The following is an 11,817-nucleotide window of genomic DNA, read 5'->3' as shown; positions in this document are numbered from 1 at the left end:
TTGTCATTACAATACGTTTCTTCACACTATATGCCGGTGGACTGGGCATGATGATAAAAAATTTTGGGAAGGAGGGGAATTTTTTATAATTACGTATGACTCAGCATTCTGTTCAAAGCACGAAGCGCTTCTGTCCGAACCGCTTCAGGAACTTTAATGACACCCTTCGGCTCGCCTTTTTCAAGCTGCTCAAGCGACCACAATAAATGCGGCAGGTCGATTCTGTTCATTGTCAGACACGGACACATATCGGGATTCAATGATTCAATCTGTTTATCCGGATGCGATTGAATGAGGCGCTGAACAAGATTCATTTCCGTGCCGATCGCCCATTTGCTTCCCGGTTCAGCCTGTTCGATCGTATCAATAATGTATTTGGTAGACCCGCTGTCGTCACTGAGCGAGACCACTTCCCGCGAACATTCCGGATGAACAATAATGCGGATGCCGGAATCCCGCTGCCGCAGCTGAGAAATATTTTCCGCTGTAAACTTTTCGTGTACGGAGCAATGCCCTTTCCAAAGGATAACCTTAATGTTTTCCGGATGGTCAGTAAGCAATCGGTTCTGCACCGGGTCCCATACAGCCATTTCTGTCAGCGGAATGCCGAGGTCATAGGCCGTATTTCTGCCTAAATGCTGATCCGGCAAAAATAAAATTCTCTCTTTTTGTTTAAAAGCCCATTTCAGCACACTCCGGGCATTCGAAGAGGTGACGGTCGCTCCCCCGTGCCGTCCGACGAATGCTTTAATTTCCGCCGTCGAGTTAACATATGTTAACGGAATGATGGTGTTACCGTACAGTTCTTGAAGCTCTTGCCATGCTTTGTCCGTCTGCTGAATATCTGCCATATCAGCCATCGAGCATCCGGCGCGCATGTCGGGCAAAATGACGGTTTGGTTATCATCAGTCAGCATATCAGCGGTTTCCGCCATAAAATGCACGCCGCAAAATACAATATATTCCGCCTCTTTATTTTTTTCTGCCACTTGAGCAAGCTGCAGGGAGTCACCTGCCGTATCGGCGAATTGTATTACTTCGTCTTTTTGATAGTGATGCCCCGGAATGAACAGACGCTTTCCGAAAGCCCGTTTAATGGCGGCGACCCGCTTTTCCATTTCTCCGGTGCTCATGTCTTTATAATGGCTCGGCATCATTTCGGCTGATGCAGTTAGCACGTCAAAAATAGACATCTTAAAAATCCCCCTGTTCCGCAGCCTCAACATCCATGCTGATGTCTGCGCTTTTTACTGAATGAGTCAGAAATCCGAGTGAAATATATTGGACGCCCGTTCCTTTAAAAGCGGGCAATGTGTCGAGCGTTATGCCTCCGGATGCTTCCGTTTTGATATGTCCCGGTGTCATGGCTGCAAAACGCCGGACGGACTCAGGCGGACAGTTGTCAAACATAATAACGTCTGCGCCCGCTTCTATTGCCTCGAGCAGCTGCTGTTCGGATTCGATTTCGACTTCCACCGCAAGCATCTGCCCCGCCGTTTTTCTTGCCCGCTCCACGGCCGCCTTTATCGATCCGCAGGCGGCAATATGATTATCTTTTATCATGATGCCGTCATATAAGCCGAAGCGATGATTAAAGCCGCCTCCGACCCGAACGGCGTATTTTTCCAGCATTCTGAGCCCAGGTGTCGTTTTTCTCGTATCACAAATCTTAATGGACTGATCATCAAGACGCCTTTTGGCCTCATCCGTCAGTGTCGCAATGCCTGACATTCTTTGTATGAGATTCAGAATGACCCGCTCCCCCGTAAGAAGAGCCGCCGCCTGGCCTTCCATTTCAGCCAGCACGTCTCCTTTTTTCATCCGTTCTCCGTCTTTTTTCAGGGAGCGGATGCGGATGTCATCGTGTAAAAGCTTCCATCCTTCACGGATAACGGCTTCTCCGGCAAACACGCCGTCTGTTTTTGCGATGATTCGCGCTTTACATTGCTGATCAGAAAAAATCGCTTGTGACGTCGCATCACCCGTTCCGATATCTTCCTGAAAAAAATAAGTCAGCATTTGTTTCAGCTGCAGAATGTCCATAGTTCCCCAATCCTTTCGTTTTTTCTGATAACTGTTCCAGATGTTGAATGAATGATTTGTTTTCCGTGCCACTCTTTCTCCGTCCCGGGAAAATCAGCGCGAAAATGAGCGCCCCTGCTTTCTTCCCGAATAAGGGCTGAGGTCACAACAAGTTGCGCAGTCTTCCATAGGCAGGATAGCTCGGCTTGTTCTATTGTGATATCCTTCACATTTATATGACGCACAGATACGTTGTTAAGCCAGGATGCCAGCGCCTGCATGTTTTCTTTATCCCTGACGATGCCCGCTCCGGTTGTCATTTTGGCTTGGAGCACATGAAGCGATGTGTCCGGCACTTCTAAGATGACGTCAGATTTCTTCGGGGTTTTTTTATATCTTCCGTTTAACGGCGTTTGAGTGATATGTTCAGCACATCGTTGCCCGCTTGCCAGCGCTTCCAGCAGTGAGTTGCTCGCAAGGCGGTTCGCCCCGTGCAAGCCTGTGCAGGCGGTCTCGCCTATGGCGTACAAATCAGGCACGGACGTTTTCCCCCAGGTATCGGCTTTTACTCCGCCCATTAAAAAATGCATTCCGGGTGCTACAGGAATCCCGCTTTCAAGATCAACACCGGCTGTTTGACAAATACCTGTTATGGTCGGAAAACGTTTCTTAAAATCGGCTATTCTGCTGCAATTTATAAAAACAGGATTTTCTTTCATCATTTCTTCATAAATCGCCCGTGAAACCACATCCCGGGGCGCCAAATCTTCTAGCGCGTGTCTGCCAGCCATGATCCTGCGCCCGAAGCGATCCGCTAAATATCCGCCTTCTCCTCTCACTGCTTCAGAAATCAGGCCGTACACAGTCCCGTTTTTCACAAGGAGGGTCGGGTGGAACTGGGTGAACTCCATATCCGTGATCTCAGCTCCAGCGCGGAAGGCAAGAGCGATGCCGTCTCCCGTTATGGCGGAATCATTTGTGTGATATTGGTACAAACTGCCGCAGCCGCCTGATGCAAGCACTACACAATCCGCTCTTCTGTAAGAAACAGCGCCTGAAGCATCCATTACGGCAACGCCTGCGCATCGTCCGTGTTCAATCAGAAGATCAACAACCGTCTCGTGTTCAATGATCCGTATGCCGTCCCTCAGCTGCTGAACCAGAAACTCAACCAACATCCGTCCGGTCGCATCTCCCCCGGCGTGCAGAATCCTCCTTTTCGAATGAGCGCCTTCCCTGCCGAGACAAAACGTTCCGTCCGACTTTGTATCAAAAGGGAAATGGCCTTCTATCAGCCTGTTTATCATGCTCTGTCCGCTTTTCAGCAAATGCCGCACGGCTGTCACGTCATTGTGTCCGCATCCCGCATACAGTGTATCGTTCACATGGGATTCTATAGAGTCATCTTTTGCGTATGAAACAGCAATCCCGCCTTGAGCATAATGCGAATTGCTGTTCGTTACGCTTCTCTTTGTGATGACGGTCACTTGGTATGACGGAGGAAATGAGGAAGCACAGGCAAGGGCCGCCGTCCCCGAACCAATGACGATAATTGTTTTTTCAGACATACATCACCCTCCTGTTATTTACACCTGTCTTGACACCTATATTTACACAACGATAAAATAAACTCAAGCTTTTTTTTAACATAAACGGATAGGAGACGGGCTGTATGATTTATCTTGATTACGCGGCGGGAGCGCCTTTAAGCAAAGAAGCCGCGAAAGTCTTTCAGCATCTCAGCACAGAGGTATACGGCAATGCAAGCAGCCTTCATGACGCCGGAGGAAGAGCGGCGGACGTGCTGGAATATTGCAGACATTCTGCAGGAAAATTGATCGGCGGAGCGGCAGACGGCATTTACTTTACAAGCGGCGGAACGGAAGCGAACATCTTGGCCGTCCAATCATTGCTGCACGGTCTGCCCGACCACAAAAAACATTTTATTACGACCGCAATGGAACACCATTCGATCCATAATGCCGCTGCGTTTTTAGCTGACCGGGGAATTGATGTCACCATCATATATCCCGACGAAAACGGCCTTATAACCGAAGACATACTGGCGGCTCATATCCGTCCTGACACGGGGCTCGTTTCCATACAGCACGCCAATTCAGAAACCGGCCTCATCCAGCCTGTGAATCGTCTGGCCGCTTTTCTTCACCAGAGAAACATTTTGCTGCATTGCGATTGTGTTCAAAGTTTCGGCAAACTGCCGATTGATGCGGATCAGGCGGGAATCGACGCCCTTTCCGTCTCCGGTCATAAAGTATACGGCCCGAAAGGCACCGGGGCTGTTTACATTCGGCCCGGTGTCAGCTGGAACCCGGTTTATCCGCATACCGTGCATGAAAACGGGTTCAGGCCCGGTACGGTGAATGTACCGGCCATCGGCGCTTTTACCGCTGCTGCGGAGTATGCAGTGAAACATATGGAGGAACACCGTGAGCATGCTGACAGGCTGAGGAATTATTTGTATGACCAAATTCGGCGTCAAGGCCTCCCCATTTCATTTTCAGAGGAAGAAACCGGCGGTGAATGCCTGCCCCACATTGTCGGGTGTTTTTTTCACTCCTTTGAAGGACAATATATTATGTTAGAATGTAATCGTAACGATATTTGCATCTCAACCGGGAGCGCATGTTCCGCCGGCAGCCACGGCCCTTCTTCAGCTATGAAGGCGCTGAGAAAAACCGAACGGGAAGCGCGGCAGTTTTTCCGGATCTCATTCGGAAACGAAACAACATGTGAACAGCTCGATATGCTGATACATACATTTACGGCGCTATGGGAGCAAAAGAAAGGAGAATCAGCAATTTGACAGAAGGAACGAAGCTTACTGGGGAGAAAAGACGCGACATGCTGCTTCATTGGCTGAAAGAAGCCGGCTCGCCATTAACAGGAGGCGAATTGGCAAAAAAAGCAAATGTCTCAAGACAGGTGATCGTGCAGGACATATCACTCTTGAAAGCAAAAAACGAGCCGATCATCGCGACGAGCCAAGGCTACTTATACATCAGCATGAATGCCGGCGGCGGAAATAACGCCGAACGGATTGTCGCCTGTCTGCACGGCCCGGAGCGGACGGAAGAAGAGCTTGAACTCATTGTCGATGAAGGCGTCACCATAAAGGACGTCATTATTGAACACCCTGTATACGGCGATTTAACCGCCGCCATAAGAGTCAGCACACGGAAAGAAGTCAAACAATTCATGGATCACATTAACTCGACAAATGCCGCTTACCTTTCACAGCTGACCGAAGGCGTGCACCTCCATACGTTAAGCGCCCCGACAAAAGAGCGGATTGACCAAGCCTGCCAAGCGCTGGACGACGCGGGTATTTTAATAAAAGATTAAAAAAAAGCCCCCTGAAGGGCTTTTTTTATATCGAATAGGATTGATATGTTCCCAGAAGCTTGACCCGGCAGCCGAGGGCTTCCATCTCTTGAACGGCACCGGGAATGAGAACCTGATCCATCGCCTGTTCAATATCAATAATAAAGAAATAGTTGCCGAGACCCGTTTTTGTCGGGCGCGATTCGATCTTTGATAAATTCAGGTTTCTCCATGAAAAAGCGGACAGCACCCTGTGCAGCGCACCTGATTGGTCATCTTGGGGAAGCGTTACCATCATCGTCGTTTTCGGCCGTGAAGACAGTTTCGCATTCACTTCGAATGAGACGTCTTTTTCAGGCGAAAGAATGACAAATCTCGTGTGGTTGTCCTGATAATCCTGAATATCCCGCTTCACGATGCTCAATCCGTATGTAGCGGCGGCCATTTCATTTGCAATCACGCCGATCGGAAGGTCCGAATGCTCACTGACATACTTGGCAGCCGCACCTGTTGACTTCGCATACTCATAAGGAATGGACGAAAAATGCCGGTGAAGAAATTTGTGGCATTGCGCAATCGCATGGGAATGAGAATAAATTTTCTCAAGCTTTTTCCACTCATTTTCTCTCGAAGGGTGAACGAGCAGATGCTGGTGAATCGGCAGCGTCATTTCCCCCACGATCGCAAGAGGCTGCTCATGAATCAAGTAGTCAATCGTTAAGTTAACCGAGCCCTCCAGCGCGTTTTCCAAAGGAACAAATGCAAGATCAACTTCTCCCGCAACCGCCGCATCCATGCATGCCGGTATTGTTTGATAAGGTGCTTGTGTCACGCTGTTTTGAAAGCAGGAACTGACTGCTAGATGTGTAAATGTGGCTTCTGGCCCTAAATAACCGACTTTCATGTCTCTTCTCTCCTTACGCGCCTGACCCTAAGATCTCAACTTTTTCTATAAAATCAAATTTTCTCAGTTTATTCATTAACGTATGAATGTTTTCTTCCATTGCGGACGTACTGATTGAGAGCGTGACATTCGCCCTGCCCTGAAGCGGAATCGTCTGGTGAATGGAAAGCACGTTGCTTCCTGAGTCAGCCACCGCCTGCAAAAGCTGGGATAACGCGCCTGACCGATCCTCCAAATGAAAGAAAAGTGTGATTATTTGTTCTTTAACCATCGTGTAAAAAGGGAAAACCGCATCTCGGTATTTGTAAAAAGCGCTTCTGCTTAAATCAACTTTCTGCACGGCATCTGCAACCGATTCAGCCTTTTTTCTGTCCAGCAGCTTTTTGACTTCAAGGGTTTTCCGCATCGCATCAGGCAGAACGTCTTCACGCACTAAATAAAATGTCTCTTCTTTCACCTGCACCCCTCCCTTTTACATCAGAGAGCCTGCAATGCAAGCTCTCCGTTTTTTTTTAATCAATAAATTCAAATTCAAATTCCAGAAGCCGGATGATATCGCCGTCTTTAGCACCGCGTTCTCTGAGCGCTTCATCAACGCCCATACCGCGCATCTGTCTTGCAAAACGCTTGACGGATTCGTCACGGGAGAAGTCAGTCATTTTAAAGAGGCGTTCCAGACTGTCACCTGAAAGCACAAACGCACCGTCCGGATCACGGGTAATGTTAAATGGAATTTCTTCGTCTTCCATCGTGTACATTACGCGGTTTTCCGCCAGTTCTTCTTCATCATACAGCGGGAATTCAGGCGTTGTTTCCAGCTGGTTGGCGACTTCAAACAGAAGATCGCGGAGCCCTTCTCTCGTCACCGCGCTGATCGGGAAGACAGGATGGTCATCCTGAAGCTTTTCTTTAAACGCTTTAAGATTTTCAGCCGCTTCGGGCATGTCCATTTTATTCGCAACGATAATTTGCGGACGCTCCGTCAGCCTCAGATTATATTCACTGAGCTCCTGATTAATGGTCACATAATCCTCATACGGATCACGGCCTTCCATCGCTGACATGTCAATGACATGAACGATGACGCGCGTCCGTTCGATATGGCGGAGAAATTGGTGGCCTAAGCCGACTCCTTCATGCGCTCCTTCAATCAAACCAGGCAGATCCGCCATGACGAAGCTTCTTCCGTCATCCGTTTCCACCATGCCCAGATTCGGAACAAGCGTTGTAAAATGATAATCGGCGATTTTCGGCTTTGCCGATGAAACGACAGACAGAAGCGTAGATTTTCCGACGCTCGGGAAGCCGACGAGACCTACGTCTGCAAGCACTTTCAGTTCAAGCACGATATAGCGCTCTTTTCCGGGCTCTCCGTGCTCTGACAGCTGCGGTGCCGGATTGGCCGGTGTCGCAAAGCGGGTATTTCCGCGTCCGCCGCGTCCGCCTTTTGCGATGACGGCGCGCTGCCCGTGCTCAGTCAGATCGGCAATGACCTGTTTTGTATCGTCATCCGTTACGACTGTGCCGGGCGGAACTTTAACAACCATATCGTCCGCATTTCTGCCGTGCTGGTTTTTAGACATGCCGTGCTCGCCGCGTATCGCTTTGAAATGCCGCTGGTACCGGAAGTCCATGAGCGTGCGCAGTCCTTCATCAACCTCAAAAACGACGTCGCCTCCATTACCTCCGTCACCGCCGGCAGGCCCGCCTTTCGGGACATATTTTTCACGGCGGAACGCAACCATTCCGTTACCGCCGTCGCCGCCTTTTACATATACTTTCACCTGATCTACAAACATAATATCCTCCGTTCTAAACCGTAAAAAACCGCTAGTTCATTCCAATTTCGGCCACACATTCATGGCCGGTCAGCTCAAATTGCATGACATCAAAGTCCTCATACCGGGATTTGCGAAATTCATCAAACACATCTGCATTTGCAATCGTTCCATGAAAATCGAGATATACAATAAGCTGTCTGTCAGGGTGATCCGTCTGCAGCGATACGGTCAGATGATTTTCACTTTCATTGCTTACTGCCAGACCGAACAGATGAAACAGTTTTCTCATCAGGTTCGACAGCTTTTGATCATATGCCGATAAATCTTTAATTTCTCCGAGCACTTCGTATTCGAGTCTCATATAACGGGACTTCCAATTAAATGTAAGAAAGTCAAACGCCAAGTGCGGGGCTTTCAGGTTTGAGAGCTTTGATTCGTGCTTTGCATCTATGACCATTTCGTCAATAATTTCAACGACCCTGTCATACTTCTGCAAACTTAAGTTTCCTTTTATCAGCTGCAGCTTATTCATCCAATCATGACGGAAATGGCCCATTAATTGGATCAGCTCATTGATCAGAGCCGCATCGCTTACAGGTTCTTCTTGTTTCTTCGATACATCCTTCATTTTCGCACTCCCAATCGTTTAATTTCTTTTTAGGAGTCTTGATAAGTGTGTACTATGAATTATAACAGAGAAGGCTTTGTTAAAAAAACACTTGTTTTTCCTGGTTCATCATGTTCCTTTTTCGGATCGCATACAATGCGGATGCCAGGCAGAAACATTTTTGGTATCACTGCTTGGGGAACATATCCAGTGGGTATGGGAAGCTGATGTCCTCATTCAAGGCGGGGTTCACTCACGCATCCTCTGCTTTTCATTCTTGATGTTACTCCGCTTACTGCAAAAAAAACTCCAGTCAACGACCGGAGTTTTTTGTGTCATTATTGAGCTACAGGATATACGCTCACTTTTTTGCGGTCACGGCCGAAACGTTCGAATTTAACAGTTCCGTCGATTTTAGCAAAAAGAGTGTCATCTCCTCCGCGGCCCACGTTTTCACCTGGGTAGATTTTCGTTCCGCGTTGACGGTAAAGGATAGATCCGCCTGTTACGAATTGACCGTCTGCACGTTTAGCGCCTAAACGTTTAGATTCAGAGTCACGTCCGTTCTTTGTAGAACCTACACCTTTTTTAGAAGCGAAAAACTGAAGATCTAATCTAAGCATGTAACTCACCTCCTATATTTGGTTTGCAGTCAACCGTAAGTGTTCACTGTAATCCCGCTCGATCGTTTCAAGAGAAACAATCATGCCTTCAATCAGCAGCTGCGCTTTTTGCAAAGCTTCCTGATCAGCGGCTTCAGGGAATTCAAAGTAGAAATAACCCCCGTCCTCGCCTATATCAAGAATCGGTTCGAGAGGAGCCAGCGCGATAACCGCATTGACCGCTCCGAAAACGACAGCTGTGACCCCGGCGCATACGAGATCTCGTCCATGTTCAGCAAAATCGGCATGTCCCGTCATTTCAAAGGACAAAATGCCCCCGTCATTCCGGGATCTTCGAATTGTTGCCTCAATCATGCTTACGCGTTGATTTTTTCGATTGTCAATTTAGTATAAGGCTGACGATGACCTTGTTTTTTATGAACATTTTTCTTTGGCTTGTAACGGAAAACAGTGATTTTTTTCGCACGGCCTTGTTTTTCAACTTTAGCTGTAACTGTCGCGCCTGCAACTGTTGGGTTGCCGACTTTCACGCTGTCTCCGCCAACAAACAATACGTCTTCAAACGTCACTGTTTCACCTGCTTCAGCAGCAAGTTTTTCGATGTAAACAGTTTGACCTTCTTCAACTTTGATTTGTTTTCCGCCTGTTTTAATGATTGCGTACATTCTCTGCACCTCCTATTAGACTAAGACTCGCCAGCAACAGGGGGCTTTAAAGCTCTTATCACCTGTCCCGAGCGGTTGTAGCATTGGTGCTACATCCATAACATTAAAAAATATATCAGAACCAAAAGGATATGTCAATCTATTTCTAGTAAGGCAGCAGCAGGTCTTCCATAGAAGAATCTGTCCGTTTATCGGCAAAATACGCATGAAGCACTTCATTTTCATCGAGCTGGCTGAGCTTTTCTCCGGCTTTTTCAATGATAATGGGGTGCTTGCATCCCCGTTTGAATTCGGCCATGACATGCTTTACTTTGGCATCGGCCGCGACCGTCAAAGGATGCAGCATGGCGACATCGCGGTTTTTGCCGTAGTATCTCTCCAAAAGAAACCTCAGCTGAATATAGTGCCGCTTCCGGTATTCATCCCATAAAGAAGCGGTGAGAAAGACGAACAGCACCCATGCGCTGACCTGAAGGGGGACGGCCAGCACAATCCAGCAGCAGAGTAAAAGCGCGGAAACGGCCGATGTCTGCAGGCTGAGGAGATGCGCTTTTTGAAAAGCCATTTGTTTGGAGAAGTATAAAAACACAAACTTTCCGCCGTCAAGCGGCCAGATCGGCAAAAGATTGATGAAAAGAATGGAGAGATTATAAAAGGTAAACATCTCAAATGTCTGCTCACTTGCAAAACCTGACATGAAAAAGAGCCAGGCTGCCGCCTGAAGCCACACATGCTGAAGCGGGCCCGCCAGGATGACCGCGAATTCCTCTTTAAGCGGCCGGTTTCCATGCTCTTCCACCTCAACCGTCCCGCCGAAAGGGAGCAGAAAGATTCGTTTAATGCGCCACGAAAAAAACACAGCCAGAGCAGCATGCCCCAGCTCATGAACGGATACGACCAGCAAAAGACACAGCAGCGCTTTGATGTGCCCCGTCATAAGACCAAGCCCCATGATAATCCAAAGAAAAGGATGGACATGAACTTTGAAAAGGAGGCTGAGCCATTTATTCATCAAAAGTGATCACCTGGATCGGATCTATGAATTTATCGCCATCCTGGATCGCGAAATAGTACTGGCCTTTACTTTTATCGTTGAGCTTGATCGAACCGATCTTTTTCCCTTTATCGACAAAGTCGTACAATGAAACGTTAACATCTTTTAGCCGGCCGTAAATGCTGCTGGTATTGTCGGCGTGCTGCACCTTCACCGTCAGCCCTGTTTTTTTATCTTTGCTCACTTCCATAATGTAGCCTTCTTTTACGCTGTCAATGGCTTCACTGGCAGTTTCGACGACGACGCCCTCTCCGTTATTTTGAAAGTCCTGCTGGATTTTCCCCGCGGCAGGAACAGCCATATCCTGACTGACCGCCACCTGACCGTCCTTCTTTTTCGTTCCCGGCGTAAGAAAAGCGAGCGGGTTTCCGAAGGAAGATACGAACCAATTGCTTACGGCAGCAAACTGAAATTCTTTTTGAAAGGTTTGTGCGATCGCCGGTTTGATCTGACTCAGCGGCTGTTTGTCAGTTTTATAGGCAATAGCGGAGATCAGTACGAGACAGGCGGCCAGCAGGCATTTTAAAATAATAGAATGAGCGCTGATCAATGGATGCCGTCCGTTAAATTCGGGCGGGTGTTCCGTTTGATATTCGTAGTCCGGTAGAAGCTTGTGCTTTTCCTGCTCCTTGACCGTCTGCCACGCGGGAAAATTCTGCGTTTGGGCGTTTTGAACGAAAGTCCGTTTTGATTCAGGCCGCTGTTTTCTTCTTTTGGCCAGTCTTTTTCTAATTTCATCAGCTCTGTGACTCATCGCCATCATCCTTTGCAATCGTTGGGTTTGTACATCCTATGTCTTGTCCATTGCAAATATGCGCT

At 48.1% G+C, this 11,817-nt stretch carries 14 protein-coding genes and 1 other annotated feature; of the genes, 2 read left to right on the top strand and 12 right to left on the bottom strand.

The features are described from left to right. Positions 1-89: 89 nt before the first annotated feature. Genes nadA through nadB form a run of 3 tightly spaced genes read right to left on the bottom strand, consistent with a single transcriptional unit; the run spans position 90 to position 3,590 of the window. Positions 90-1,193 (bottom strand): quinolinate synthase NadA, encoded by a 1,104-nt coding sequence (gene nadA / locus BXO87_RS12435; protein ID WP_029326050.1) that lies wholly within the window; start codon positions 1,191-1,193, stop codon positions 90-92. A gap of 1 nt (position 1,194) precedes the next feature. After that, positions 1,195-2,043 carry a carboxylating nicotinate-nucleotide diphosphorylase gene (nadC, locus tag BXO87_RS12430; RefSeq protein ID WP_038459370.1) on the bottom strand — a complete coding sequence of 283 codons (849 nt, stop codon included), beginning with the start codon at positions 2,041-2,043 and terminating at the stop codon, positions 1,195-1,197. Continuing rightward, positions 2,025-3,590, bottom strand: coding sequence for an L-aspartate oxidase (gene nadB / locus BXO87_RS12425; protein WP_038459373.1), 1,566 nt, complete (start codon positions 3,588-3,590; stop codon positions 2,025-2,027). The genes nadC and nadB overlap by 19 nt, the downstream gene beginning before the upstream one ends. A gap of 104 nt (positions 3,591-3,694) precedes the next feature. On the opposite strand from nadB, the gene BXO87_RS12420 reads away from it, so the two are divergent. Beyond that, positions 3,695-4,846: an IscS subfamily cysteine desulfurase gene (locus BXO87_RS12420; RefSeq protein WP_007408177.1), complete on the top strand. Its 1,152-nt coding sequence runs from the start codon at positions 3,695-3,697 to the stop codon at positions 4,844-4,846. Then, positions 4,843-5,385, top strand: coding sequence for a transcription repressor NadR (locus BXO87_RS12415; RefSeq protein WP_038459375.1), 543 nt, complete (start codon positions 4,843-4,845; stop codon positions 5,383-5,385). Before BXO87_RS12420 ends, BXO87_RS12415 begins: the two co-directional genes overlap by 4 nt. 25 nt (positions 5,386-5,410) lie before the next feature. On the opposite strand, the gene pheA is transcribed toward BXO87_RS12415, so the two are convergent. The 9 genes from pheA to BXO87_RS12370 all read right to left on the bottom strand — a co-directional run bounded on the left by pheA (position 5,411) and on the right by BXO87_RS12370 (position 11,752). Next, positions 5,411-6,268: a prephenate dehydratase gene (gene pheA, locus BXO87_RS12410; protein ID WP_038459377.1), complete on the bottom strand. Its 858-nt coding sequence runs from the start codon at positions 6,266-6,268 to the stop codon at positions 5,411-5,413. 13 nt (positions 6,269-6,281) lie between these two features. After that, positions 6,282-6,725, bottom strand: coding sequence for a transcriptional regulator ThrR (gene thrR / locus BXO87_RS12405; protein ID WP_007408173.1), 444 nt, complete (start codon positions 6,723-6,725; stop codon positions 6,282-6,284). 55 nt (positions 6,726-6,780) lie between these two features. Then, positions 6,781-8,067: a GTPase ObgE gene (obgE, locus tag BXO87_RS12400; RefSeq protein WP_007408172.1), complete on the bottom strand. Its 1,287-nt coding sequence runs from the start codon at positions 8,065-8,067 to the stop codon at positions 6,781-6,783. A gap of 31 nt (positions 8,068-8,098) precedes the next feature. After that, positions 8,099-8,677 (bottom strand): sporulation initiation phosphotransferase B, encoded by a 579-nt coding sequence (locus BXO87_RS12395; RefSeq protein ID WP_032873815.1) that lies wholly within the window; start codon positions 8,675-8,677, stop codon positions 8,099-8,101. A gap of 317 nt (positions 8,678-8,994) precedes the next feature. Continuing rightward, a complete protein-coding gene (gene rpmA / locus BXO87_RS12390; protein WP_003152662.1) occupies positions 8,995-9,279 on the bottom strand; it encodes a 50S ribosomal protein L27 in 285 nt (94 codons plus the stop codon). Between the two features lie 12 nt (positions 9,280-9,291). Further along, positions 9,292-9,633: a ribosomal-processing cysteine protease Prp gene (locus BXO87_RS12385; RefSeq protein ID WP_012118103.1), complete on the bottom strand. Its 342-nt coding sequence runs from the start codon at positions 9,631-9,633 to the stop codon at positions 9,292-9,294. Positions 9,634-9,635: 2 nt separating this feature from the next. Then, entirely contained in the window at positions 9,636-9,944 is a 309-nt protein-coding gene (gene rplU / locus BXO87_RS12380; protein ID WP_003152660.1) for a 50S ribosomal protein L21, read from the bottom strand. Positions 9,945-9,957: 13 nt separating this feature from the next. Further along, positions 9,958-10,031, bottom strand: a sequence feature (ribosomal protein L21 leader region). Positions 10,032-10,089: 58 nt separating this feature from the next. Beyond that, positions 10,090-10,956, bottom strand: coding sequence for a M50 family metallopeptidase (locus BXO87_RS12375; RefSeq protein WP_007612866.1), 867 nt, complete (start codon positions 10,954-10,956; stop codon positions 10,090-10,092). After that, positions 10,949-11,752: a M23 family metallopeptidase gene (locus tag BXO87_RS12370; RefSeq protein ID WP_007408168.1), complete on the bottom strand. Its 804-nt coding sequence runs from the start codon at positions 11,750-11,752 to the stop codon at positions 10,949-10,951. Before BXO87_RS12370 ends, BXO87_RS12375 begins: the two co-directional genes overlap by 8 nt. Between the last annotated feature and the right edge of the window lie 65 nt (positions 11,753-11,817).

The organism is Bacillus sp. GZB (assembly GCF_001975995.1).
Classification (GTDB): Bacteria; Bacillota; Bacilli; order Bacillales; family Bacillaceae; genus Bacillus; species Bacillus velezensis.
The sequence above is the reverse complement of the archived record's forward strand: the minus strand, read 5'-3'. Positions and strand labels throughout refer to the sequence as shown.

Coding starts and splice junctions, on each gene's coding strand:
- nadA (WP_029326050.1), bottom strand. CDS start 1,193: ATGTCTATTTTTGACGTGCTAACTGCATCAGCCGAAATGATGCCGAGC.
- nadC (WP_038459370.1), bottom strand. CDS start 2,043: ATGGACATTCTGCAGCTGAAACAAATGCTGACTTATTTTTTTCAGGAA.
- nadB (WP_038459373.1), bottom strand. CDS start 3,590: ATGTCTGAAAAAACAATTATCGTCATTGGTTCGGGGACGGCGGCCCTT.
- BXO87_RS12420 (WP_007408177.1), top strand. CDS start 3,695: ATGATTTATCTTGATTACGCGGCGGGAGCGCCTTTAAGCAAAGAAGCC.
- pheA (WP_038459377.1), bottom strand. CDS start 6,268: ATGAAAGTCGGTTATTTAGGGCCAGAAGCCACATTTACACATCTAGCA.
- obgE (WP_007408172.1), bottom strand. CDS start 8,067: ATGTTTGTAGATCAGGTGAAAGTATATGTAAAAGGCGGCGACGGCGGT.
- BXO87_RS12395 (WP_032873815.1), bottom strand. CDS start 8,677: ATGAAGGATGTATCGAAGAAACAAGAAGAACCTGTAAGCGATGCGGCT.
- rpmA (WP_003152662.1), bottom strand. CDS start 9,279: ATGCTTAGATTAGATCTTCAGTTTTTCGCTTCTAAAAAAGGTGTAGGT.
- BXO87_RS12385 (WP_012118103.1), bottom strand. CDS start 9,633: ATGATTGAGGCAACAATTCGAAGATCCCGGAATGACGGGGGCATTTTG.
- rplU (WP_003152660.1), bottom strand. CDS start 9,944: ATGTACGCAATCATTAAAACAGGCGGAAAACAAATCAAAGTTGAAGAA.
- BXO87_RS12375 (WP_007612866.1), bottom strand. CDS start 10,956: ATGAATAAATGGCTCAGCCTCCTTTTCAAAGTTCATGTCCATCCTTTT.
- BXO87_RS12370 (WP_007408168.1), bottom strand. CDS start 11,752: ATGAGTCACAGAGCTGATGAAATTAGAAAAAGACTGGCCAAAAGAAGA.